The sequence below is a fragment of the Pseudomonas sp. H2_A10 genome (assembly GCF_054680085.1).
In genome coordinates this window covers 244,994-266,921 of the sequence record NZ_CP162821.1, presented here as the reverse complement: position 1 = coordinate 266,921, position 21,928 = coordinate 244,994, and the positions used below count along the sequence as shown (strand labels likewise).

Here is a 21,928-nt window from a genome sequence, read left to right as displayed (position 1 = left end):
ATGTCTGCTGCCAAACCTATCGATATCAAGAAAAGTGTCGTCGATACGATCCTCGCCGGTCTGATTTCGCTGATCGTGTTCGGCCCGATTGTCGGCGTGGTCCTCGACGGCTACAGCTTCAACCTGGAACCGGCTCGCGTGGGCCTGTTGGTCGCCATCGTGATGGCCGGCCGTTTTGCCATGAGCCTGTTCCTGCAAACCTCCAAGGGCGTGAAGATCCTGCAGGGCTTCGAGAGCAGTGGTTCGGGCGTGCATGTGCTGGCACCGGACTACAAATCGCGGCTGCGCTGGATTATCCCGGCATTGATCGTGATCGCCATCGTGTTCCCGATCTTCGCCAACAAGTACCTGCTCACCGTCGTCATCCTGGGCTTGATCTATGTACTGCTCGGCCTGGGCCTGAACATCGTGGTCGGCCTGGCCGGCCTGCTCGACCTGGGTTACGTGGCGTTCTACGCCATCGGCGCCTATGGCCTGGCGCTGGGTTACCAATACCTGGGCCTGGGCTTCTGGACGGTACTGCCACTGGCGGCCATCGCGGCGGCGCTGGCGGGGTGCATACTCGGGTTCCCGGTGTTGCGAATGCACGGTGACTACCTGGCCATCGTGACCCTGGGCTTCGGTGAAATCATCCGCCTGGTACTCAACAACTGGCTGTCGTTCACCGGCGGGCCGAATGGTATGCCGGTGCCTTCGCCGACCTTTCTGGGCCTGGAGTTCGGCAAGCGTGCCAAAGATGGCGGCATCCCGTTTCACGAGTTCTTCGGCATCGATTACAACCCCAACATCAAGTTCATGTTCATCTACATCGTGCTGTTCCTGGTGGTGCTGGCCGTGTTGTACATCAAGCACCGCCTGACCCGCATGCCGGTCGGCCGCGCCTGGGAAGCCCTGCGTGAAGATGAAATCGCCTGCCGCTCCATGGGCCTGAATCACGTACTGGTCAAGCTCTCTGCATTCACCATCGGCGCGTCCACCGCCGGTTTGGCCGGGGTGTTCTTTGCCAGCTACCAGGGCTTCGTCAACCCGTCGTCGTTCACCTTCTTCGAGTCGGCGCTGATCCTGGCCATCGTGGTGTTGGGCGGCATGGGCTCGACGGTCGGCGTGGTGATCGCGGCATTCGTGCTGACGGTAGCGCCGGAACTGCTGCGCAGCTTCTCCGAGTACCGTGTGCTGCTGTTTGGCGTGCTGATGGTGGTGATGATGATCTGGCGACCGCGCGGCCTGATCCGCATCAGCCGTACCGGTGTAACCCCACGTAAAGGAGTGGCGCCATGAACAAGGAAGTCGTCCTGTCCGTGGAACACCTGATGATGCACTTCGGTGGCATCAAGGCCCTGAGCGATGTGAGCCTCAAGGTCGAACGCAACTCGATCTTCGCTCTGATCGGCCCCAACGGCGCCGGCAAGACCACGGTATTCAACTGCCTCACCGGCTTCTACAAGGCCAGTGGCGGCAAGATCGAACTCAACGTGCGTGGCAAGCAGACCAACGTGATCCAACTGCTCGGCGAACGCTTCGAGGCCACGGACTTCGTCTCGCCGAAAAGCTTCCTCAGCCGCGTGTACTACAAGATGTTTGGCGGCACCCACTTGGTAAACCGCGCCGGCCTGGCGCGGACCTTCCAGAACATTCGCCTGTTCAAGGAAATGTCGGTGCTGGAAAACCTGCTGGTGGCCCAGCACATGTGGGTCAACCGCAACATGCTGGCCGGCATTCTCAACACCAAGGGCTATCGCAAGGCCGAAAGCGACGCGCTGGACTGCGCGTTCTACTGGCTCGAAGTGGTCGACCTGGTGGACTGCGCCAACCGCCTCGCCGGTGAGCTTTCCTACGGCCAGCAGCGCCGCCTGGAAATCGCCCGTGCCATGTGCACGCGGCCGCAAATCATCTGTCTGGACGAACCCGCAGCCGGCCTCAACCCCCAGGAAACCGAAGCCCTCAGCGCGATGATTCGCCTGCTGCGCGACGAACACGACCTTACGGTGGTGCTGATCGAACACGACATGGGCATGGTGATGAGTATTTCCGACCACATCGTGGTGCTGGACCACGGCAACGTGATCGCCGAAGGCGGGCCGGAAGCGATACGCAACGATCCGAAAGTGATTGCCGCCTACCTGGGCGCAGACGAAGAGGAAGTGGTATGAGCGCACCTATCCTCGAAATGAAGGACCTGGACGTGTTCTACGGACCGATCCAGGCCCTGAAAAAAGTTTCGCTGCACATCAACGAAGGTGAAACGGTCAGCCTGATCGGCTCCAACGGCGCGGGCAAATCCACGCTGCTGATGTCGATCTTCGGCCAGCCGCGGGCCGAGTCGGGGCAAATCCTCTACAACGGTGTCGACATTACCCACAAGTCATCCCACTACATCGCCTCCAATGGCATCGCGCAGTCGCCGGAAGGGCGGCGGGTGTTCCCCGACATGACCGTGGAGGAAAACCTGCTGATGGGCACCATCCCGATTGGCGACAAATACGCTCAGGAAGACATGCAGCGCATGTTCGAGCTGTTCCCGCGCCTCAAGGAACGGCGCAACCAGCGGGCCATGACCATGTCCGGTGGCGAGCAGCAGATGCTCGCCATCGCCCGCGCGCTGATGAGCCGGCCCAAGCTGTTGTTGCTGGACGAACCGAGCCTGGGGTTGGCGCCGATTGTGGTGAAGCAGATCTTCTCGACCCTGCGCGAGCTGGCGGCCACTGGGATGACCATCTTCCTGGTGGAACAAAACGCCAACCACGCGCTGCGTCTGTCGGACCGGGCGTATGTGATGGTCAACGGTGAGATCCGCCTGACGGGCACCGGTAAAGAATTGCTGGTGAACGAGGACGTGCGCAACGCCTACCTCGGCGGTCACTGATCTAAATAAAAACGCCGACCCCCTGTGGGAGGGGGCTTGCTCCTGATAGCGGTGTATCAGTCAGCACATCTGATACTGACCCACCGCTATCGGGAGCAAGTCGAATCGTCGCACCGCCCCTCCCACATTTGTTTTGCGGCGCTTAGGAAATTGTGGAAAACAAATCCGGCCACCTCCCAAAGCGCGACATATAGCCGCCGCAAATCCCTGTTTTGTCACCGTTTTGACTTGTCCCCATCCGCTGTGGAACCGGCTGTGGGTAACGTGGGAGTAGCTGGCTGAACGCCTTTAAAACCGTGGCTTACAGCGCGACGGTTGTTTTTTGATCAGTGACTTTTTCGCGACCGCCCAAGGGGTTTGTCAACCTGTTTAAAGACACAGGTATATGACGGGAATATGTCTCGTCAGCCTGTGGATAAGTCTGTGACTAAACTCTGGAAAGACGGCCGCAGAGGCCGAAATGTCTGGCCTGGAGCCATCGTTCGGATTTTTCCGCTTGCCGTGGCTCTACATACGCTTCGGCCGAGGTCAAGCAAAAAACTTTCTAAAATCGCCTGCAGGCCTTGTGGATAGAGGCTTGAGCTGTTTTGCACTTGCCCCCAAAGACTGTGGGCGCAGTTGTGGATAACCTGCGCGCATATGGCTGCAGGCCACGGTTTATAAGGCGTTGCTCTGAGTGGTTAAAAAACAACCAGCTGTGTATGAAGGTAGGTGCATAGCGGTTGCCGCAACAGCGGGGTACGGGCATTCTGCTGGCTGATTTTTTCCCGATGCCCGCAAGGAGAACACCATGACCAACACGCTGTTTATCACTGGCGCCACCTCAGGTTTCGGCGAAGCCTGCGCCCGTCGGTTTGCCGAAGCCGGCTGGAAACTCGTGCTCACCGGCCGTCGCGCCGAGCGTTTGAATGCCCTGGTTGAAGAGCTTTCCAAGCAGACCGAAGTGCATGGCTTGGTCGTGGATGTGCGTGACCGCCAAGGCATGGAAGACGCCATCGCCAACCTGCCGCCGTCGTTCGCCACGTTGCGCGGCCTGATCAACAACGCCGGGTTGGCCGTGGGCACGGACCCGGCGCCCAAATGCAGCCTCGACGATTGGGAAACCATGGTCGACACCAACATCAAGGGCCTGCTGACCACCACCAGCCTGCTGCTGCCACGCTTGATCGCCCATGGCCGGGGCGCCGGGATCATCAACCTGGGCTCCATCGCCGGCAGCTACCCCTACCCGGGCAGCCACGTGTATGGCGGCTCCAAGGCGTTCGTTAAACAGTTCTCGCTGAACCTGCGTTGCGACTTGCAAGGCACCGGCGTGCGCGTGACCAACATCGAGCCCGGCCTGTGCGAGAGCGAGTTCTCCCTGGTGCGCTTCGGCGGTGATCAGGCGCGCTACGACGCCACCTACGCCGGCGCCGAGCCGATCCAGCCGCAAGACATTGCCGACACGATCTTCTGGGTCATGAACACGCCCGCGCACGTCAATATCAACCGCCTGGAACTGATGCCGGTGAGCCAGACCTGGGCTGGGTTTGCGATTGAGCGTGGCGCCAAGTAAGGCTTTGGATCGGGGCGTTGCCCCCGATGCGGCCCTAAAAATCAACAAAAATGCTGGCTAAGCCCCTGATAGCACGTCGCCAGGTGATACGGCGTGGTCGACGGCATATCCCGTCGGCTCACGGCGCCGTTGGCATCCAGGCATTCGTGCCAGCCTTTGTCATGCAGGAAGTTGTGTTGCAGCGCCAGCAATTGGTGCTGTAACCGCGCTTCGCTGGCGGGGCGCAGGGTCAAGGCCCGCAGGTATTCGGCCTGGGCCCAGATGCGTTGGGTACCGTCGCGCACGCTGCCGTCGAGGGCGAGCATGCCGCTGACCGCACCGCTTAACGTATCCACACCTTTTTGCTCGGCGTAGGCAAATGCCCGCGTGAGCGAAGCATGCAGCGCAGTGCCGCGCAGCACATCCGACGACTCAAGCAAAAAGAACCATTCGAACTGGTGTCCCGGCTCGAACCAGTTATCCACCGCGCCCAGCGGTTTTTCCATCATCACGCCGTGCAGGCGGTCGATGAAGCGCTTTTGCAGGGCCGTGGCCAAGTCGAGCAACGCGTCCTGTGTGACGGCGTCTTCACGCACGCTCAGCGTGGCCAGGAAGCCTTCGGCAAGGTGCATCAGCGGGTTCTGCAAGGGCCCGGCGTTGAGGGAAGACCAGTTGCGTTCCAGCACCGCTTCGTACAGGCCGTCGCCGCTGGCGAAGCGTTCGGCGACCACGGCAAGCGCGGCATTGAGCACCGACTCCACCAACGGTTCACGCACCTTGGCCCAGTAGTGGGCACAGGCAAAGATGATGAAGGCGTGGGTATAGAGGTCTTTGCGTTTATCCAACGGCTGCCCGGCCGGGTCGATGCTGTAGAACCAGCCGCCGTGCTCCGCGTCGTGGAAGTGCCGTTGCAGCGAGCGGAACAACACTGCCGCGCGTGCTTCGGCGAAGGCCGCACCGGGTTCGCCAATCAGGCTGGCGAACAGGTACAACTGTCGGGCGCACGCCATGGCGCGATAGCGTTGGGGGGGCAAAGGCCGGTGATCGGCGTCCAGCGCCTCATAGGGCAACGCCAGCTCGGCGTTCCAGCCCGGGCCCTGCCAGAGGGGCACGATCAGGCTGTGGAAGTGCGTGAGCACGGTATTCAAGGCAGGCGGGGAAGCGATGGGCATTGGCTGGCGTCGTCACGGCAGGGGTGTTTGCCGCGCATGGTAGCAGGCTTGGGAACGGTGGTGTCTGTGTGACCGCTATCGGGAGCAAGCGCCCTCCCACATTCAGACGTGTGAACACAGTTCAAATGTGAGAGGGGGCTTGCCCCCGATGAGGCCCTCGACCGCGCCGCGAATCAGCCCGCCAGCAACCAAGCTCCCGTCACCGCCGAAGCCGCCCCAGCCACCCGCACCAGCGGCGCCGCAGCAGCCGGCAGCCAACGCACCAGCGCATAACCCGCCGCGTGCAATACCGCAGTCGCACCGACAAACCCTGCCGCATACGTCCAAGGGCTGGTCATGTCCGGCAACTCCAGGCCATGGGCCACACCGTGGAACAGCGCAAACAACGCCGTCGCGCCTACCGCCATGAACAACGGCGGGCGCACCGCCAGCGCCACGGCGAGGCCCAGCGCCAGGACCGACGCGGCAATCCCGCTTTCCAGTGCCGGCAACGCCAGACCCTCAAAGCCCAATACGCCGCCGATCAGCAGGGTGCCGACAAAGGTGCACGGCAGCGCCCAGCGGGCGGCGCCTTTTTGCTGCGCGGCCCACAGGCCGACCGCAACCATGGCCAGCAGATGGTCGATGCCGCCCAGGGGGTGGCTGATACCGGCGAGCAGCCCGTTGTCGCCGTGGCCCGGATGAGCGAAGGCCAGGGCCGGGGCGAGCAGCAAGGCGGCGGCTGCGAAGAGTTTTTTGAGGCTCATGAGCAGATTCCTTATGGGTTGATTTATGCGGCGGTCAGCAAGCCCTGGCGTTCGATAAAGGCGACGATGTCATCCAGGCCGACACCGGTTTTCTGATTGCTGAAGACAAAGGGTTTGCCGTTGCGCATGCGTTGGGTATCGCTGTTCATCAACTCCAACGAGGCACCGACCAGCGGCGCGAGGTCGATCTTGTTGATCACCAGCAGGTCGGATTTGCAGATGCCCGGGCCGCCTTTGCGCGGCAGTTTGTCGCCGGCAGACACATCGATCACGTAGATGGTCAGGTCCGACAGCTCGGGGCTGAAGGTCGCCGACAAGTTATCCCCACCGGACTCCACCAGGATCAGGTCCAGGCCCGGAAAGCGGCGGTTGAGTTGGTCCACCGCTTCCAGATTGATCGAGGCGTCCTCACGAATCGCCGTGTGCGGGCAGCCGCCGGTTTCCACGCCGATGATGCGCTCGGGCGCCAGGGCCTCGTTGCGGACCAGGAAGTCGGCGTCTTCGCGGGTGTAGATATCGTTGGTCACCACCGCCAGGTTGTAGCGGTCGCGCAGCGCCAGGCACAGGGCCAGGGTCAGGGCGGTCTTGCCGGAGCCCACCGGGCCGCCGATGCCGACGCGCAGGGGTTGTGTGTTCATGTGCTTCTCCAAAATCAAGAACTCCTAGGAACGGAACAGGCGGCTGTACTGGCGCTCGTGGGCCATGCATGCCAATGACAGGCCGAAAGCGGCACTGCCGAACGAGTGGGGGGCGATGTGGCCGGCATCCTGCTGGGCTTGTTGCAGCAGCGGCAGCAGTTCGCTGGTCAGGCGCTGGGCGGCCTGCTGGCCCAGGGGCAGGGTTTTCATCAGCACGGCCAATTGGTTTTCCAGCCAGCTCCACAGCCAGGCCGCCAGGGCGTCGTCGGGGCTGATGCTCCAGGCGCGAGCCGCCAGGGCCCAGCCCAACGCCAGATGGGGCTCGCTGTGTTGCTCAAGCAAGGCGCGAGCGGCGCCGTCCAGCTCCGGCAAGCCATTGAGCAACTGTTGCAGCGAATAACCCATCTGCCGGCTCTCTTGGTACAGCTCGCGGGTTTCACGACTGGCTTGGTGTTCTTCGCACAATTGCGCCAGCCTCGGCCAATCCTGCTCGGCGGCGGCGCGGCAATGGGCGAGCAACAGCGGCGCTTCGAAGCGCGCCAGGTTGAGCAGCAATTGGTCGCTGATCCAGCGTCGGGCGCTGCTCGCATCCTTGACGCGGCCATTCTCCACGGCCATTTCCAGGCCCTGGGAATAGCTGTAGCCGCCAATCGGCAATTGCGGACTGGCCAGGCGCAGCAGCGCCCAGGCTGGGTTCATAAACGTACGCCGAACTGGTGCAGCTTGGGCGGGTAGTTGAAATCTTCATCGCCGTGGCGTGAATGATGATGGCCGCCGCCATACGCACCGTGTTCCGGCTGGAACGGCGCCTCAAGGGTTTCGGTATGGGCGCCCAATTGTTCAAGCATGGCCTTGAGCACGTAGTCATCGAGCAGGCGCAGCCAGCCATCCCCGACTTGCAACGCCACGTGGCGGTTGCCCAGGTGATAGGCAGCGCGGGTCAGTTCGAAGGCGCTGGCGCAGGTGACATGCAGCAGTTGTTCAGGCCGGGCGCACACGCGTACGACACGTCCGTCTTCGGCCTGTAGGAATTCGCCATCGTGAAGCGGCGGCTGGCCACGCTCCAGAAACAGGCCGACGTCTTCACCGTCGGCACTGAAACAGCGCAGGCGGCTTTTGCTGCGCGCTTCGAAATTCAGCAGCAGCTCAGCGGCCCAGAGGGCTTGGGGGGCGATTCGGCGGTGGATCACCAGCATCAGGAAGCTTCCAGCTATGAGCGATGAAACAGCTAGAGCAAGGGGCTTGCCAACCCCGGTCAAGAGTAGGAATTACCTGTAGGCGGGCAGGGCAATGCCACTAAACAGGGCGTTGAAAGAGTCGGCGCGTGCTCCAAAGTGGTGCGCGCTACCGCCATGCGCACTCGCTCTGAGCAATCTCGGATTTGTCCTACGGGATCTGGGGATTCTACGTTCATCACATTACCTGCGAAATCATTAGGCTTTGCGCCGTGTTTAATTCGCCGCGACGTTCATCATGTTCAAGCTATTACTTTTTGTGGTCATTCTCGGTCTGTCCGTGGGCATGTCCTCGGCTTCGGCCAATCTGCAGCCACGCCCCGCCTTTGCCGCGCCCGAGCAAGGCGCGGCGATCGACGATGTGATCGACCGCGCTCACCAGTTGGTGGGCACCCGCTACAAATTGGGAGGCACCTCGGTACAGCAGGGTTTCGATTGCAGCAGTTTTCTGGTCTACCTGTTCAAGACCCAAGCCAATATCCAATTACCCCGCACCACCACGGCGATGCACCGCTCAACGGCCGCCACCATTCAGCGCAGTGCGCTCAAGCCCGGCGATGCGGTGTTCTTCAAGGGTAATGGGCGCGGTCCGGTCAGCCACGTGGGGCTTTATATAGGCGAGGGCAAGTTCATTCATTCGCCACGTACCGGCAAGACGGTGCGCATCGATTCGCTCAGCAACCGCTACTGGAACAAGTACTACACCAGCGCGAAGCGATTCCATCAGGCCGGCTGATCGGTTTACTCGGTGCTGCCCAGGCCTTGCCAGTGCTTGAGGCCGATAAAGATAAAACGCAGTTGTTGGGTGATTTTCGCCTGGGGCGTGAGGTGCGCGGGCAACGCCTGGGCCGGTGGGTCGATGATGTCGGGGAGGGTGGCGAACACGCTTTTGACGATCAGGTCCGCCATCACGTGCAGGCCATCGGCATCCAGGTGTTGCAACTTGGGCATCAGCGTCAAGTCGGCCGCCAGGTCGCGGGTGATGTCCTCGCGCAACGCACCGATGGCCTGGCGCACGGCCAGGCAGCCGCCGTATTGCTCGCGGGCCAGGAACAGGAATTGCGAACGGTTGGCCGAGACCACATCGAGAAAAATCCGCACGGAGGCATCGATAATGCCGCCCATCACGAATTCGTTGTGGCGCACCAGGCGGATGGTGGCGCGAAAGGTCTGGCCGACTTCACTGACCAACACAAGCCCAAGCTGGTCCATATCGGCAAAGTGGCGATAGAACCCGGTGGGCACGATGCCGGCCGTCTTGGCCACTTCGCGCAGGCTCAGGCTGCCGAACCCACGGCCACACTCCATGAGATGGCGGGCAGCGTCCATCAGGGCGAGGCGGGTCTGTTGCTTCTGTTCGGCGCGGGGCAGCATGGTGGGTGAGCTTTGTCGGTAAGTACAGCGACGCACTCTAGCAAAACAGCTTCGTTGGCGTCGAACTTGACGCAGGCAGGCGTGATGCAGGTTACAAAAAGTCAAAAGCCCGATCGACTGATCGGGCTTTTTTCTGGGCCACCACCGGGTTAGCTCTGTGCTTGATGAAGGTCTTGCAGGCGGTCGGCACCACCTTCGGCGATACCTTGGGTGTAGGCACGGTCGTTGGCTTGTTCAGCGCCGCCTTCGGCGACAGCGTTGCGTTCTTGCAGGCGATCAGCGCCACCTTCAACCAGACCTTTCTCTTCCAGGCGGTTGCGGCCGTTTTCGGTCAGGCCTTCGGTGTAAGCGCGTTTGTTGGCGTTGTCCGAACCGTTTTCAGCGACAGCGCCTTTAGCGTAGTCACGGTTCTCGTCTTCTTGGGAGCCGCTGCGAGCCAGGGTCTGGTTGAAGTGCGCGGCGTCGGCTTTGACTTGTGGAGTGACCTGTTCGGCGGCCGGCAGGGCAAAGGCACTGGAAGCCAGGATGGACAACAGGACGGTAGCGAGTACTTGGCGTTTCATGATGGGTTGCTCCTTGGGAGGGCGATAAAGTGGGTACGGGGCTAATGCTACTCTCGATAAGTCGATATAAAAGTTCATAAACACAATGGTAATAATCAACAGAATTGATTGTTCTCGGCGAGGGCTCTAGGACGCGGCTCTCAAGCACGCGGTTTTGCACCGGGGTGGGTATTTTCGACACAACGCTGGGTAACAATGGTGCGCCGTTGATGCGCGAATTTGTCCGGTTGATCAGAAAAATGCGTGTTTTCAGTTAAATTCGCCGCTGCGTTAAACCCCCTGGCGGTTTGCCAGTCGTAGCTTTATAAAGCTGTCCCAATGGCTGTGACCCAGCCAGTCGTATTCAGGAGTCCTGTGCAATGACGCGCACTCGTAAAATCGTCGCTTGGAGCTGCGCCAGCTTCGTTCTGTTAATCGCTGTGGTCGTGCTGGTTCTGATGTTCTTCGACTGGAACCGCATCAAACCGCCCCTCAATGCCAAAGTTTCCGAAGAGCTGCACCGCCCGTTCGCCATCAATGGCAACCTGGCCGTGGTGTGGCAGCGCGAGCCCGATGAAGGCGGCTGGCGTGCCTGGGTGCCGTGGCCCCACGTGATTGCCGAAGACCTGACCCTGGGCAACCCCGACTGGTCGAAAAAACCGCACATGGTCACGCTGAAAAAAGTCGAACTGCGCATCTCGCCCCTGGCCCTGCTGGTGCAGCGCGTGGTGATCCCGCGTATCGACCTCACCGAACCGAGTGCCGAACTGCAGCGCCTGGCCGATGGCCGCGCCAATTGGACCTTCACGTTCGACCCCAAGGACCCGAACGCCGAACCCTCCAACTGGTTGGTGGACATCGGCGCCATCGGTTTTGACAAGGGCCATGTGACCCTCGACGACCAAACCCTCAAGACCCAACTCGATGTGATCATCGACCCGCTGGGCAAACCCATCCCGTTCGGCGAAATCGTCGGCGATGCCGATGCCAAAAAAGCCCTGGAAAAAGGCGCCGCGCCCCAGGACTATGCCTTCGGCCTCAAGGTCAAAGGCCAATACCACGGCCAGAAACTCGATGGCGCCGGCAAGATCGGCGGCCTGCTGGCCCTGCAGGACGCGGCCAAGCCGTTCCCCCTGCAAGCCCAAGTGAAAATCGCCGACACCAGCATCGCCCTGGCCGGCACCCTGACCGATCCGCTCAACCTCGGCGCCCTCGACCTGCGCCTGAAACTGGCGGGCGCCAGCCTGGGCAACCTGTACCCACTCACTGGCGTGACCCTGCCGGATTCCCCGGCGTATTCCACCGACGGCCACCTGATCGCCAAGCTGCACGAGGCCGGTGGCGCGTCATTTCGCTATGAAAACTTCAACGGCAAAATCGGCAACAGCGACATTCACGGCAACCTCGCCTACCTGGCCAGCCAGCCGCGGCCCAAGCTCAGCGGCGCCTTGGTGTCCAACCAACTGCTGATGACCGACCTTGCGCCCTTGATCGGCGCCGATTCCAACGCCAAGCAAAAAGCCCGTGGCGGTGAAAGCAAACAGCCCGCGACCAAAGTGCTGCCGGTAGAAGCGTTCCGCACCGAGCGCTGGCGCGACATGGATGCCGATGTGGAGTTCACCGGTAAACGCATCGTGCACAGCGCCGACTTGCCCTTCACGGACCTCTACACGCACCTGGTGCTCAACGATGGCGAACTGAGCCTGGAACCGCTGCGCTTCGGCGTGGCCGGCGGCAAGCTCGATGCGCAGATCCGCCTGAATGGCCGCCTCACGCCGATGGAGGGCCGCGCCAGGCTCACCGCGCGCAACTTCAAGCTCAAACAACTGTTCCCGACGTTCGAACCGATGAAGACCAGCTTCGGTGAACTCAACGGCGACGCTGATATAACCGGGCGCGGTAACTCGGTGGCGGCGCTGCTGGGCAGCGCCAACGGTGACCTGAAGATGCTGATCAACGATGGCGCCATCAGCCGTGGCCTGATGGAAATCGCCGGGCTCAACGTGGGTAACTACGTGGTTGGCCGCCTGTTCGGCGACAAGGAAGTGAAGATCAACTGCGCGGCGGCGGACTTCGGCATCAAGACCGGCCTGGCAACCACACGGCTGTTTGTGTTCGATACCGAGAACGCCATCATCTACATCGACGGCACCGCGAACATGGCCAGCGAGCAACTGGACCTGACCATTACCCCCGAATCCAAGGGCTTTCGCCTGTTTTCGCTACGCTCGCCGCTGTACGTGAACGGGCCGTTCATCAAGCCCAATGCCGGGGTCAAAGCCGTACCGTTGATGCTGCGTGGCGCCGGCATGGTAGCGCTGGGAGTGATCGCGGGGCCGGCGGCGGGGTTGCTGGCGCTGGTAGCACCGAGTGGGGATGTGCCGAACCAATGCGCGCCGTTGCTGCAACAGATGAAGGAAGGCAAGGCGCCGAAAACCGTAAAGGGCTGACTGACCAAACGCAGCTTTAAATGTGGAAGGGGGCTTGCTCCCGATAGCCTTGGGTCAGTGCCGGGTGTACTGACTGACCCACCGCTATCGGATGCAAGCCTCCTCCCGTACGGGTTTACAGGTCCTGCAGGATGTCCGCCATGTCATCGGCGTGCTCTTCTTCCTGGGCCAGGATGTCTTCGAAGATCCGGCGCGTGGTCGGGTCTTTATCACCGATGTACTGGATGATTTCGCGATAGCTGTCCACCGCGATGCGCTCGGCCACCAGGTCTTCGAAGACCATTTCCTTCAAGGTATTGCCCGCAACGTATTGAGCATGGGAGTTCTGGGACAGCAGGTCGGGGTTGAACTCCGGTTCGCCGCCCAACTGCACGATGCGCTCGGCCAGTTTGTCGGCGTGTTCGGCTTCCTGAGTCGCGTGTTCGAGGAATTCATTGGCGGCAACGCTGGCTTTCAGGCCGTTGGCCATGAAGTAGTGACGCTTGTAGCGCAACACGCACACCAGCTCGGTGGCCAGCGACTCGTTGAGCAGGCGGATGATTTCCTGGCGGTCGGCGTCGTAGCCTTCGGTCACGGCGCCGTTTTCGACGTTCTGGCGGGCGCGGCTGCGCAGAGTGGCAACGTCGGTCAAATGTGCTTCAGTCATCTCGATCTCCTGGGGCTAATCCGGTGGGGTGCCACGCTCTGGCGGCGTGATCACTGCAAGTTGTGAGTCCCAGGCAACGCAAAAAGTTTTATCGGATTTGTCTACAGGTGTCATGAGTACGTAGCCGCAGACGGCTACGCTGCACTGACTCCTCCTTGATCAGGGACGTTCGCTTCATGTCGCAGTCGTTAGCCACGCGTTATCCGCTGGTGCTGGTGCCCGGCATGCTCGGGTTTGTGCGCCTGGGGTTCTTCCCCTATTGGTATGGCATCGTCCCGGCACTGCGCGCCGGTGGAGCCCAGGTATTCCCGGTGCAGGTGGCGCCGCTGGACTCCAACGAAGTGCGTGGCGAGCAGTTGCTGGTGCACATCGCGCAGATCCGCCGCGACACCGGCTTGGATAAGGTCAACCTCATCGGCCATAGCCAAGGCTCACTGACCGCGCGTTATGCCGCAGCCAAGCGGCCGGAGTGGGTGGCGTCGGTGACGTCGGTGGCCGGCCCCAACCACGGTTCAGAGTTGGCCGACCATATCCATGCCCACTACCCCGTCGAGGGCGCCAAAGGCCGCCTCATGAGTGCGCTGTTTCATCTGGTTGCCTGGCTGATGGGCGTGCTGGAAACCGGCTATCGCGGGCCGCGCTTCAAGGCAGACTTGCACGCATCGCACCTGTCGCTGACCAGCGCGGGCGTAGCGCTGTTCAATCGCCAGTACCCCCAGGGGCTGCCCGACACGTGGGGCGGGCAGGGCGCGGAGCTGGTCAATGGCGTGCGCTATTACTCGTGGTCGGGCACGTTGCAGCCAGGCACCACTGACCGTGGCCGCAACCTGTTCGACGGTACTAACCGCAGCTGCCGCTTGTTTGCCCGCAGTTTTGTGCGCGAAAAAGGCCAGTGCGACGGCATGGTCGGGCGCTACAGCTCGCACTTGGGGCGGGTGATCGGTGACGACTATGCGCTGGACCATTTCGATATCGTCAACCAGTCCTTGGGGCTGGTGGGCAAGGGCGCCGAGCCGATCCGCCTGTTTGTGGAGCATGCGCAGCGGCTCAAGGCCGCCGGGGTGTAGCGAGTCGAACCGGAGTTGTCCAACGCTCCGACAAAATCACCCCGCCCAGCGTGAGCAAGCCACCTATCAAGTGGTACAGCGCCAATTGCTCCTTCAGCACCACGGCCGCGATCAACGCCGTAATCAACGGCAGCAAGTTGAAAAATAACGTGGTGCGGCTGGGGCCCAGGGTCTTGACCGAGTGCATCCAGGCCAGTGGCGCGAGCATCGATGCCAGCATGCAGGCGTACAGCACCAGCGGAACATTCGCCCAACCCAGGCCTGCCTTGGGCGAGAACACAAACAACGGCAACAGTACCGCCACCGCGACGAGTATCTGCAAGTACAGCAACACCAACGGCGGCAGGCGCAGTTGCCATTTTTTCAGCAGGGTGCTGTAGACCGCATACGCCAGGGTCGCAACCAGCATCATGCCGTCGCCCAGGTTGACCCCATGTTGCAGCAGCGTCCCCAGGCTGCCGGCCGAGACCACCACGGCCACGCCGGCAAACGACAGCACGGCACCGGTGAGCGCGCCGAAGTTCAGGCGCTGGCCGAGGCTGATGATGGCCGCCGTCAGGGCCATCAACGGCATCAGCGACAGGATGATGCCCATGTTGGTGGCGCTGGTCAGCGCTGCGGCGTAATAGGCCAGGCTTTGGTACACGGCCATGCCCAGCACGCCGAGGATCACGATCTTGCCCAGGTTCGGGCGAATGCGGGCCCAGTGGGCGACTACCGGTTTGAGCATGAACGGTGTGAACAGCAGCGCCGCGAACAGCCAGCGGTAAAAACCGATCTCCGAGGGGAAGATCGAGCCGACGGCCAGTTTGTTGACCACGGTATTGCCGGCCCAGATGAAGATGGCCAGCAAGGGATACGCGTATTGCATGACATCGCCGTACAGAGGAATGAACGGGGATTATCCTCTCTTCGTGGGAATGTGTAACAGGATTTGGCTACACTCTGCGAAGGCTGCGCCCCTCGGCGCGGTAACCGGGAGAAAACTCCATGAAGATGTTGCGTGTTCCGTTGATGATGATAGGCCTGCTGCTCTGTTCCCAAGGCTTTGCCGCCACCGCGCAGCAAAACAAAATGACCACCTGCAATGCCGAAGCCACCACCAAGACGCTCAAAGGCGACGAGCGCAAGGCCTTCATGAAAACCTGCCTGTCGGCCCCGGCGGCCAATGACGCCAAGACCCTGACCCCGCAGCAGCAGAAAATGAAGGATTGCAATGCCTCGGCGAAAACCAAGGCGCTGACCGGCGATGCGCGCAAGACGTTCATGAGCACCTGCCTCAAAGGCTGACCCCCTATTTCGCCAACGCTGGAAAACAACTGTGGAAGGGGGCTTGCTCCCTCCCACACTTGATCGGCATTCGCGCCTTCAGCTCTCGCTTGATTTCTTGAACGCTGGCAGACTGCCCATCCTTTAACGCCGTTCGTTTTGAGGCTGTATGCCAACGTTTTCTCAGCGTCCTATGTTGTTGCTGGCCAGCTACATCATCATTTTTGGCGGGTTGCTGCTGGTCCTGCCGCTCAAACTACTGCCTAGCCTGCTGGCCGGCCTGTTGGTCTATGAACTGGTCAACATGCTCACCCCCCAACTGCAACGGCTGATCGAAGGCCGCCGCGCGCGCTGGCTGGCGGTGGCCTTGCTCGGCACCCTGATCGTCAGCGTACTGACGTTGATCTTTGCCGGCGCCATCAGCTTCCTGCTCCACGAAGCCGAAAACCCTGGGGCTTCCCTCGACAAATTCATGGGTGTGGTCGACCGCGCGCGCGGCCAATTGCCGCCGTTCCTCGATGCCTACCTGCCCGCCAGCGCCGCCGAATTCCGCGTGGCCATCGGCGAGTGGCTGAGCAAGCACCTGAGTGAACTGCAACTGGTTGGTAAAGACGCGGCGCACATGTTCGTCACCCTGCTGATCGGCATGGTGCTCGGCGCGATCATCGCCTTGCAACGCATCCCCGACCTGACCAAACGCAAGCCCCTGGCCGCCGCGCTGTTCGACCGCCTGCACCTGCTGGTCCAGGCGTTTCGCAACATTGTGTTCGCGCAAATCAAGATCGCCGCGCTCAACACCGCGTTCACGGCGGTGTTCCTCGCCGTGGTACTGCCGCTGTGCGGCATCCACCTGCCGCTGACCAAAACCCTGATCGTGCTGACCTTCCTGCTCGGCCTGCTGCCGGTGATCGGCAACCTGATGTCCAACACCCTCATCACCATCGTCGCGCTGTCGCTGTCGATCTGGGTGGCGGTGGCGGCGTTGGGGTATCTGATCGTGATCCACAAGGTCGAGTACTTCCTCAACGCGCGCATTGTCGGCGGGCAGATCAGTGCCAAGTCGTGGGAATTGTTGTTGGCGATGCTGGTGTTTGAAGCGGCATTCGGCCTGCCGGGGGTGGTGGCGGGGCCGATTTATTACGCGTATCTGAAGAGTGAGCTGAAGCTCGGCGGTATGGTTTAAGCCTTGTGCTGCCTGGGCGCGCCTCATCGGGGGCAAGCCCCCTCCCACCTTTGAATGTGTTCACAAATCAAAATGTGGGAGGGTGCTTGCCCCCGATGGCGTCACACAGGTGAAACTCAGTTCCCGTAGCGCTTGCTCGCCTCAATCGCCAGGCCGCTGCCAATACTGCCAAAAATATTGCCTTCCACATGCCGCGCATTCGGCAGCATCGCCGCGATGCTGTGACGCAGCGCCGGGATGCCGCTGGAGCCGCCGGTAAAGAACACCGTGTCCACCTGCGCCACGCTCACCGAAGCATCGTTGAGCAATTGCGTCACGCTGGCGCGCACGCGTTCGAGCAAGGCGTCGATGGACGATTCGAACAGCGCCCGGCTCAGGTCGACGCTCAGGCCCGCTTCGATACGGTCCAGCGGCACGTGGCGGCGTTCTTCGTGGGTCAACTGGATCTTGGTTTCTTCAACCTCCATCGCCAACCAGTGCCCGGCGCGCTGTTCGATCAGCTTGAACAGGCGGTCGATGCCGCCGGTGTCTTCGATGTCGTAGCGCATGCTGCCCAGGGCCAACTGGGACTTTTGCGAGTACACCGAGTTGATCGTGTGCCACGTGGCCAGGTTCATGTGGTGGCTGGTGGGCATGTAGGCGCCGCTTTTCATGCGGCTGCCGTAACCGAACAGCGGCATCATGCCGGCCAGCGAGAGCTGTTTGTCGAAGTCGGTACCGCCGATGTGTACGCCGCCGGTGGCGAGGATGTCGCTCTGGCGGTTGTCGTTGTGACGACGCTCCGGCGACAGGCGCACCAGCGAGAAGTCGGAGGTACCGCCGCCGATATCGACGATCAGCACCAGCTCTTCTTTTTCGATGGTGGACTCGTAGTCGAACGCCGCTGCAATCGGCTCGTACTGGAACGAGATGTCCTTGAAGCCGATCTTGCGCGCCACGTCGACCAGGGTGTTTTCCGCTTCCTGGTCGGCCATCGGGTCGTCATCGACGAAAAATACCGGGCGGCCCAGTACCACTTCTTCGAACTCTCGGCCGGCGTTGGCTTCGGCGCGGCTCTTGAGTTGGCCGATAAACAGCGCCAGCAGGTCGGTGAACGGCATCGCCGTGCCCAATATGCTGGTGTCGTGTTTGATCAGCTTGGAGCCCAACAGGCTCTTGAGCGAGCGCATCAAGCGGCCTTCGTAGTTTTCCAGGTACTCGTGCAGTGCCAGGCGACCGTACACCGGGCGACGCTCCTCGAAGTTGAAGAACACCACCGACGGCAAGGTGATCTTGTCGTCCTCCAGCGCGATAAGCGTCTCCTGGCCGGGGCGGATCCAGCCGACGGTGGAGTTGGACGTGCCAAAGTCGATGCCGCAGGCACGGGCTGGGGATGGGTTTTTCATGTCTATCGGGTTCCGGTCGAAAAACGGCCGCGCAGTGTATGCCAGTCGAAGGCGGATGCGTAGGCCGACCATCCGTTAAATCGTGCTTGAAAGTGCGCGATTCGCCCCCACATGTGGTGCATACGGCACGTGCCGATTAACACTGCGACGCACCCCCAGGCCACATCACTCAACAGGTGCAAAACAACGCACGTTGTGCCCCGGGCTGTGCGATCTCGATTAAGGATGGTGAACCGCCGATGGATTTCAAAGACTACTACAAGATATTGGGTGTCGAGCCGAGCGCCGATGACAAGGAAATCAAGGCCGCCTATCGCAAGCTCGCGCGCAAATATCACCCGGATGTCAGCAAGGAAAAAGACGCCGAAGCCAAGTTCAAGGACGCGTCCGAAGCCTATGAGGCGCTTAAAAGCGCCGACAAACGCGCCGAGTACGACGAACTGCGCAAGTACGGCCAGCATGGCCAGCCGTTCCAGGGGCCACCGGGCTGGCAGAGCCGTGGCGGCTTTGGCGGCGGCCAGGACGCGGGCGATTTCTCGGACTTTTTCAGTTCGATCTTCGGCTCGCGCGGCGATGCCTTTGGTGGCGGCCAGCGCCGGCCCACCGGGCGTAAAGGCCAGGACGTGGAAATGCAGCTGTCGGTGTTCCTGGAGGAGACGCTGTCCACCGAGTCCAAGCAGGTCACCTTCCAGGTGCCGCAATACGACGCCTCGGGCCGGCACGTCAGCAACACCACCAAGAGCCTGAACGTGAAGATCCCCGCCGGCGTGACCGACGGTGAGCGCATCCGCCTCAAAGCGCAGGGCGCGCCGGGTATCGGTGGCGGGGCCAATGGCGATCTGTACCTGATCATCAAGTTCGCGCCGCACCCCAAGTTCGAAGTGGACGGTGAAAACCTGATCATCGACCTGCCATTGGCGCCGTGGGAATTGGCGTTGGGCACCGAAGTCACCGTGCCCACCCTCACCGGCAAGATCAACCTCAAGGTGCCGGCCGGCAGCCAGAACGGCCAGCGCATGCGTGCCAAGGGCCACGGTTTGCTGAACAAGGCCGGGCAGCGCGGCTACCTGTTTGTGCAACTCAAGGCGGTCATGCCCAAACAGGCCGACGACGAGACCATCGCGCTGTGGCAGGCACTGGCGAAAAAGGCCAACTTCAACCCGCGCGAAAACTTCTAAGCCGCGGTGGCGAGGGAGCACGCTCCCTCGCCACCGGGGTAAGTCAGAACAGGAAGTAACGCTGCGCCATCGGCAGTACGTCAGCCGGTTCACACCACAGCAACACCCCATCCGCCTTGACCTGATACGTCTGTGGGTCGACCTCGATATCCGGCAGGTAATCGTTGTGGATCAGGTCGCTTTTCTGCACGTCGCGACACCCCTTCACCACCGCGATCTGTTTCTTCAAACCCAAGGCTTCCGGCAAGCCGGCCTCCAGTGCGGCCTGGCTGATGAACGTCAGGCTGGTGGCGTGCAGCGAGCTGCCGAAGCTGGCGAACATCGGGCGGTAGTGCACCGGTTGCGGCGTTGGGATCGAGGCATTGGCGTCGCCCATCAGGCTTGAGGCAATCGCGCCTCCCTTGAGGATCAGGGTCGGCTTGATGCCGAAAAACGCCGGGCGCCACAGCACCAGGTCGGCCCACTTGCCCACCTCGATGGAGCCGACGATGTGGCTGATGCCGTGGGTGATCGCCGGGTTGATGGTGTATTTGGCGATGTAGCGCTTGGCGCGGAAGTTGTCGTTACCCGCGCCGTCGCCGGGCAAGGCGCCGCGTTGCTTTTTCATCTTGTCGGCGGTCTGCCAGGTACGCGTGATCACCTCGCCGACGCGGCCCATGGCCTGGCTGTCGGAACTGATCATCGAGAACGCGCCGAGGTCATGCAGGATATCTTCGGCGGCGATGGTCTCGCGGCGGATGCGGCTTTCGGCGAAGGCCACGTCCTCGGCGATGCTTGGGTCCAGGTGATGGCAGACCATCAACATGTCCAGGTGCTCGTCGATGGTGTTGCGCGTAAACGGTCGCGTTGGGTTGGTTGAGCTGGGCAACACGTTGGGGAAGCCGCAGGCCTTGATGATGTCTGGCGCGTGGCCGCCGCCGGCGCCCTCGGTGTGATAGGTGTGGATGGTGCGGCCCTTGAGCGCGGCGAGGGTGGTTTCGACGAAGCCGGATTCGTTGAGCGTGTCGCTGTGGATCGCCACCTGCACGTCGTACCTGTCGGCGACGCTCAGGCAGTTGTCGATGCTGGCGGGCGTGGTGCCCCAGTCTTCATGCAGCTTCAAGCCGATGGCGCCGGCCTTGACCTGCTCGACCAACGGCTCCGGCAGGCTGGCGTTGCCCTTGCCGGTAAAGCCGATGTTCATCGGGAACGAATCGCTGGCCTGCAGCATGCGCGCCAGGTGCCAGGGGCCCGAGGTGCAGGTGGTGGCGTTGGTACCGGTAGCCGGCCCCGTGCCGCCGCCGATCATGGTGGTCACGCCGCTGGTCAGTGCTTCTTCAATCTGCTGCGGGCAGATGAAATGCACGTGGCTGTCGATGCCGCCGGCGGTGAGGATCATGCCTTCGCCGGCAATCACTTCGGTGCTGGCGCCGATAGCCATGGTCACGCCTGGCTGGATGTCCGGGTTACCGGCTTTGCCGATCGCGTGAATACGCCCGTTTTTCAAGCCGACGTCGGCCTTGACGATGCCCCAGTGGTCGATGATCAGCGCGTTGGTGATCAGGGTGTCGACCACTTCATGGGCAAGCAACTGGCTTTGGCCCTGGCCGTCGCGGATCACCTTGCCGCCACCGAATTTGACTTCTTCGCCGTAGACGGTGAAGTCCTGTTCCACTTCGACGAACAATTCGGTGTCGGCCAGGCGCACCTTGTCACCGACGGTGGGGCCGTACATGTCGGCGTAGGCTTGGCGGCTGATTTTCATAGGGTTGTCCTGAAAAATGTGTGTTGAATATGAGGCCGCTATCGGGGGCTTGCTCCCGATGAGGCCCTAAAGGTCGCCCATGATCCGACCGGCAAACCCAAACACCCGCCGCCCACCACTCAAATCCACCAACTCCACCTCGCGGCTCTGCCCCGGCTCAAACCGCACCGCAGTCCCCGCCGGAATGTTCAAGCGCATGCCCCGGCTGGCGGCACGGTCAAACGTCAGCGCGTCATTGGTTTCGAAAAAATGGTAATGCGAACCCACCTGGATCGGCCGGTCGCCGCTGTTGGCCACGCTCAGGATGATGGTGCGGCGGCCGACGTTGAGTTCGATCTCGCCGGGCTGGATGCGGTATTGGCCAGGAATCATGCAGGTTGCCCCAGGGTCTTGAAGTAGATGGCGGTCGGGCTGTAGCGCCCGTCCGGGCTTTGGCAGTAATCGGGCAGTTCACCGATCTTGGTGTAGCGCAGCGCCTGGTAGAAGGCTTCCGCCGCAGAGCCGGCTTCGGTGTCCAGGTACAGCAGGCCGCGTTTGTGTTGGCGCGCGGCGAGTTCCAGCGCGTGCATCAATTGCTGGCCCAGGCCATGGCGCCGGGCGCTGCTGTGCACCAGCAGTTTTTGCACCTCGGCACGGTTCAGGCCATTGGCTTTCTGGCACAGCGCCAATTGCACGCTGGCCTGCACCTGTTCATCGCGCACCACCACCCACAACAGCAAGCCGGCGTCTTCGATACCGGCTTGCACGCCGCTCAAATAAGCGCGGGCCTGGGCGTCATCGAAGTCAGCCATGAAACCCACCGAGGCGCCATGCTTCACCGCGTCCAGCAACAGTTCTATCAAGCCCTGGCGGTAATGGGCAAAGCTTTCAGCATGGACTCGACGCAGTTGTGCAGCGCTCAT

The 21,928-nt window shown here is 61.7% G+C and carries 23 protein-coding genes; 10 read left to right on the top strand and 13 right to left on the bottom strand.

Going from position 1 to position 21,928, the window contains the following annotated elements; all coding sequences use genetic code 11:
• The 4 genes from livM (at nucleotide 1) to AB4O23_RS01275 (ending at nucleotide 4,418) form a co-directional block, all read left to right on the top strand.
• Nucleotides 1-1,278, top strand: a complete 1,278-nt coding sequence (livM, locus tag AB4O23_RS01290) for a high-affinity branched-chain amino acid ABC transporter permease LivM (RefSeq protein ID WP_017526393.1) — start codon at nucleotides 1-3, stop codon at nucleotides 1,276-1,278.
• Nucleotides 1,275-2,150: an ABC transporter ATP-binding protein gene (locus AB4O23_RS01285; protein ID WP_017526392.1), complete on the top strand. Its 876-nt coding sequence runs from the start codon at nucleotides 1,275-1,277 to the stop codon at nucleotides 2,148-2,150. Before livM ends, AB4O23_RS01285 begins: the two co-directional genes overlap by 4 nt.
• Nucleotides 2,147-2,863: an ABC transporter ATP-binding protein gene (locus AB4O23_RS01280; RefSeq protein WP_017526391.1), complete on the top strand. Its 717-nt coding sequence runs from the start codon at nucleotides 2,147-2,149 to the stop codon at nucleotides 2,861-2,863. The genes AB4O23_RS01285 and AB4O23_RS01280 overlap by 4 nt, the downstream gene beginning before the upstream one ends.
• Before the next feature lie 790 nt (nucleotides 2,864-3,653).
• Nucleotides 3,654-4,418, top strand: a complete 765-nt coding sequence (locus AB4O23_RS01275) for an SDR family oxidoreductase (RefSeq protein WP_017526390.1) — start codon at nucleotides 3,654-3,656, stop codon at nucleotides 4,416-4,418.
• 41 nt (nucleotides 4,419-4,459) lie between these two features.
• Here the strand turns inward: AB4O23_RS01275 and AB4O23_RS01270 are convergent, their stop codons facing one another.
• From AB4O23_RS01270 to ureE, 5 genes are all read right to left on the bottom strand, one after another.
• A complete protein-coding gene (locus AB4O23_RS01270; protein WP_065879434.1) occupies nucleotides 4,460-5,569 on the bottom strand; it encodes an AGE family epimerase/isomerase in 1,110 nt (369 codons plus the stop codon).
• Between the two features lie 173 nt (nucleotides 5,570-5,742).
• Entirely contained in the window at nucleotides 5,743-6,315 is a 573-nt protein-coding gene (locus tag AB4O23_RS01265; protein ID WP_068936072.1) for a HupE/UreJ family protein, read from the bottom strand.
• Nucleotides 6,316-6,338: 23 nt separating this feature from the next.
• Entirely contained in the window at nucleotides 6,339-6,953 is a 615-nt protein-coding gene (gene ureG / locus AB4O23_RS01260; protein WP_017526387.1) for an urease accessory protein UreG, read from the bottom strand.
• 24 nt (nucleotides 6,954-6,977) lie between these two features.
• On the bottom strand, nucleotides 6,978-7,652 hold the full coding sequence (locus AB4O23_RS01255; protein WP_017526386.1) for an urease accessory protein UreF: 675 nt from the start codon (nucleotides 7,650-7,652) through the stop codon (nucleotides 6,978-6,980).
• Nucleotides 7,649-8,149: an urease accessory protein UreE gene (gene ureE / locus AB4O23_RS01250; RefSeq protein WP_017526385.1), complete on the bottom strand. Its 501-nt coding sequence runs from the start codon at nucleotides 8,147-8,149 to the stop codon at nucleotides 7,649-7,651. Before ureE ends, AB4O23_RS01255 begins: the two co-directional genes overlap by 4 nt.
• 277 nt (nucleotides 8,150-8,426) lie before the next feature.
• Between ureE and AB4O23_RS01245 the strand changes: the two genes are divergently transcribed.
• Nucleotides 8,427-8,924 carry a C40 family peptidase gene (locus AB4O23_RS01245; protein WP_460061826.1) on the top strand — a complete coding sequence of 166 codons (498 nt, stop codon included), beginning with the start codon at nucleotides 8,427-8,429 and terminating at the stop codon, nucleotides 8,922-8,924.
• Between the two features lie 5 nt (nucleotides 8,925-8,929).
• Here AB4O23_RS01245 and AB4O23_RS01240 read toward each other — a convergent pair whose 3' ends face one another.
• The gene (locus AB4O23_RS01240; RefSeq protein WP_017526383.1) at nucleotides 8,930-9,562 is read right to left on the bottom strand and encodes a TetR family transcriptional regulator; all 633 of its coding nucleotides are present in this window, start codon (nucleotides 9,560-9,562) and stop codon (nucleotides 8,930-8,932) included.
• A gap of 149 nt (nucleotides 9,563-9,711) precedes the next feature.
• Nucleotides 9,712-10,125, bottom strand: coding sequence for a hypothetical protein (locus AB4O23_RS01235; protein ID WP_017526382.1), 414 nt, complete (start codon nucleotides 10,123-10,125; stop codon nucleotides 9,712-9,714).
• 359 nt (nucleotides 10,126-10,484) lie between these two features.
• On the opposite strand from AB4O23_RS01235, the gene AB4O23_RS01230 reads away from it, so the two are divergent.
• Complete coding sequence (locus AB4O23_RS01230; RefSeq protein WP_065879432.1) at nucleotides 10,485-12,554, top strand: AsmA family protein; 2,070 nt, start codon at nucleotides 10,485-10,487, stop codon at nucleotides 12,552-12,554.
• Between the two features lie 115 nt (nucleotides 12,555-12,669).
• Here the strand turns inward: AB4O23_RS01230 and AB4O23_RS01225 are convergent, their stop codons facing one another.
• Complete coding sequence (locus AB4O23_RS01225) at nucleotides 12,670-13,200, bottom strand: ferritin-like domain-containing protein (RefSeq protein ID WP_017526380.1); 531 nt, start codon at nucleotides 13,198-13,200, stop codon at nucleotides 12,670-12,672.
• 176 nt (nucleotides 13,201-13,376) lie between these two features.
• Between AB4O23_RS01225 and AB4O23_RS01220 the strand changes: the two genes are divergently transcribed.
• A complete protein-coding gene (locus AB4O23_RS01220; RefSeq protein ID WP_017526379.1) occupies nucleotides 13,377-14,267 on the top strand; it encodes an esterase/lipase family protein in 891 nt (296 codons plus the stop codon).
• Here the strand turns inward: AB4O23_RS01220 and AB4O23_RS01215 are convergent.
• Nucleotides 14,248-15,138 carry a DMT family transporter gene (locus AB4O23_RS01215; RefSeq protein WP_460061821.1) on the bottom strand — a complete coding sequence of 297 codons (891 nt, stop codon included), beginning with the start codon at nucleotides 15,136-15,138 and terminating at the stop codon, nucleotides 14,248-14,250. The genes AB4O23_RS01220 and AB4O23_RS01215 overlap by 20 nt on opposite strands.
• A gap of 119 nt (nucleotides 15,139-15,257) precedes the next feature.
• Here AB4O23_RS01215 and AB4O23_RS01210 point away from each other — a divergent pair, with 119 nt between their 5' ends.
• Nucleotides 15,258-15,557 carry a PsiF family protein gene (locus AB4O23_RS01210; RefSeq protein WP_017526377.1) on the top strand — a complete coding sequence of 100 codons (300 nt, stop codon included), beginning with the start codon at nucleotides 15,258-15,260 and terminating at the stop codon, nucleotides 15,555-15,557.
• Nucleotides 15,558-15,705: 148 nt separating this feature from the next.
• The gene (locus AB4O23_RS01205; RefSeq protein ID WP_017526376.1) at nucleotides 15,706-16,719 is read left to right on the top strand and encodes an AI-2E family transporter; all 1,014 of its coding nucleotides are present in this window, start codon (nucleotides 15,706-15,708) and stop codon (nucleotides 16,717-16,719) included.
• A 116-nt stretch (nucleotides 16,720-16,835) separates the two neighbouring features.
• Here the strand turns inward: AB4O23_RS01205 and AB4O23_RS01200 are convergent, their stop codons facing one another.
• Nucleotides 16,836-18,104: an Hsp70 family protein gene (locus AB4O23_RS01200; RefSeq protein WP_116079038.1), complete on the bottom strand. Its 1,269-nt coding sequence runs from the start codon at nucleotides 18,102-18,104 to the stop codon at nucleotides 16,836-16,838.
• A 239-nt stretch (nucleotides 18,105-18,343) separates the two neighbouring features.
• Between AB4O23_RS01200 and AB4O23_RS01195 the strand changes: the two genes are divergently transcribed.
• Nucleotides 18,344-19,282, top strand: a complete 939-nt coding sequence (locus tag AB4O23_RS01195) for a DnaJ C-terminal domain-containing protein (RefSeq protein WP_017526374.1) — start codon at nucleotides 18,344-18,346, stop codon at nucleotides 19,280-19,282.
• 43 nt (nucleotides 19,283-19,325) lie between these two features.
• On the opposite strand, the gene ureC is transcribed toward AB4O23_RS01195, so the two are convergent.
• The 3 genes from ureC to AB4O23_RS01180 form a co-directional block, all read right to left on the bottom strand.
• Nucleotides 19,326-21,026: an urease subunit alpha gene (ureC, locus tag AB4O23_RS01190; RefSeq protein WP_017526373.1), complete on the bottom strand. Its 1,701-nt coding sequence runs from the start codon at nucleotides 21,024-21,026 to the stop codon at nucleotides 19,326-19,328.
• Between the two features lie 66 nt (nucleotides 21,027-21,092).
• Nucleotides 21,093-21,398 carry an urease subunit beta gene (locus AB4O23_RS01185; RefSeq protein WP_017526372.1) on the bottom strand — a complete coding sequence of 102 codons (306 nt, stop codon included), beginning with the start codon at nucleotides 21,396-21,398 and terminating at the stop codon, nucleotides 21,093-21,095.
• The gene (locus AB4O23_RS01180) at nucleotides 21,395-21,928 is read right to left on the bottom strand and encodes a GNAT family N-acetyltransferase (RefSeq protein WP_116079041.1); all 534 of its coding nucleotides are present in this window, start codon (nucleotides 21,926-21,928) and stop codon (nucleotides 21,395-21,397) included. The genes AB4O23_RS01185 and AB4O23_RS01180 overlap by 4 nt, the downstream gene beginning before the upstream one ends.

Bases quoted from the DNA above. Each gene is read 5' to 3' on its own strand.
- AB4O23_RS01285 (WP_017526392.1), top strand. From the start codon at position 1,275: ATGAACAAGGAAGTCGTCCTGTCCGTGGAACACCTGATGATGCACTTC.
- AB4O23_RS01210 (WP_017526377.1), top strand. From the start codon at position 15,258: ATGAAGATGTTGCGTGTTCCGTTGATGATGATAGGCCTGCTGCTCTGT.
- AB4O23_RS01220 (WP_017526379.1), top strand. From the start codon at position 13,377: ATGTCGCAGTCGTTAGCCACGCGTTATCCGCTGGTGCTGGTGCCCGGC.
- AB4O23_RS01200 (WP_116079038.1), bottom strand. From the start codon at position 18,104: ATGAAAAACCCATCCCCAGCCCGTGCCTGCGGCATCGACTTTGGCACG.
- ureG (WP_017526387.1), bottom strand. From the start codon at position 6,953: ATGAACACACAACCCCTGCGCGTCGGCATCGGCGGCCCGGTGGGCTCC.
- AB4O23_RS01230 (WP_065879432.1), top strand. From the start codon at position 10,485: ATGACGCGCACTCGTAAAATCGTCGCTTGGAGCTGCGCCAGCTTCGTT.
- AB4O23_RS01275 (WP_017526390.1), top strand. From the start codon at position 3,654: ATGACCAACACGCTGTTTATCACTGGCGCCACCTCAGGTTTCGGCGAA.
- AB4O23_RS01185 (WP_017526372.1), bottom strand. From the start codon at position 21,398: ATGATTCCTGGCCAATACCGCATCCAGCCCGGCGAGATCGAACTCAAC.
- AB4O23_RS01205 (WP_017526376.1), top strand. From the start codon at position 15,706: ATGCCAACGTTTTCTCAGCGTCCTATGTTGTTGCTGGCCAGCTACATC.
- livM (WP_017526393.1), top strand. From the start codon at position 1: ATGTCTGCTGCCAAACCTATCGATATCAAGAAAAGTGTCGTCGATACG.
- AB4O23_RS01195 (WP_017526374.1), top strand. From the start codon at position 18,344: ATGGATTTCAAAGACTACTACAAGATATTGGGTGTCGAGCCGAGCGCC.
- AB4O23_RS01280 (WP_017526391.1), top strand. From the start codon at position 2,147: ATGAGCGCACCTATCCTCGAAATGAAGGACCTGGACGTGTTCTACGGA.
- AB4O23_RS01225 (WP_017526380.1), bottom strand. From the start codon at position 13,200: ATGACTGAAGCACATTTGACCGACGTTGCCACTCTGCGCAGCCGCGCC.
- AB4O23_RS01255 (WP_017526386.1), bottom strand. From the start codon at position 7,652: ATGAACCCAGCCTGGGCGCTGCTGCGCCTGGCCAGTCCGCAATTGCCG.
- ureC (WP_017526373.1), bottom strand. From the start codon at position 21,026: ATGAAAATCAGCCGCCAAGCCTACGCCGACATGTACGGCCCCACCGTC.
- AB4O23_RS01180 (WP_116079041.1), bottom strand. From the start codon at position 21,928: ATGAGCGCTGCACAACTGCGTCGAGTCCATGCTGAAAGCTTTGCCCAT.
- AB4O23_RS01265 (WP_068936072.1), bottom strand. From the start codon at position 6,315: ATGAGCCTCAAAAAACTCTTCGCAGCCGCCGCCTTGCTGCTCGCCCCG.
- AB4O23_RS01240 (WP_017526383.1), bottom strand. From the start codon at position 9,562: ATGCTGCCCCGCGCCGAACAGAAGCAACAGACCCGCCTCGCCCTGATG.
- AB4O23_RS01235 (WP_017526382.1), bottom strand. From the start codon at position 10,125: ATGAAACGCCAAGTACTCGCTACCGTCCTGTTGTCCATCCTGGCTTCC.
- AB4O23_RS01215 (WP_460061821.1), bottom strand. From the start codon at position 15,138: ATGCAATACGCGTATCCCTTGCTGGCCATCTTCATCTGGGCCGGCAAT.
- AB4O23_RS01245 (WP_460061826.1), top strand. From the start codon at position 8,427: ATGTTCAAGCTATTACTTTTTGTGGTCATTCTCGGTCTGTCCGTGGGC.
- AB4O23_RS01270 (WP_065879434.1), bottom strand. From the start codon at position 5,569: ATGCCCATCGCTTCCCCGCCTGCCTTGAATACCGTGCTCACGCACTTC.
- ureE (WP_017526385.1), bottom strand. From the start codon at position 8,149: ATGCTGGTGATCCACCGCCGAATCGCCCCCCAAGCCCTCTGGGCCGCT.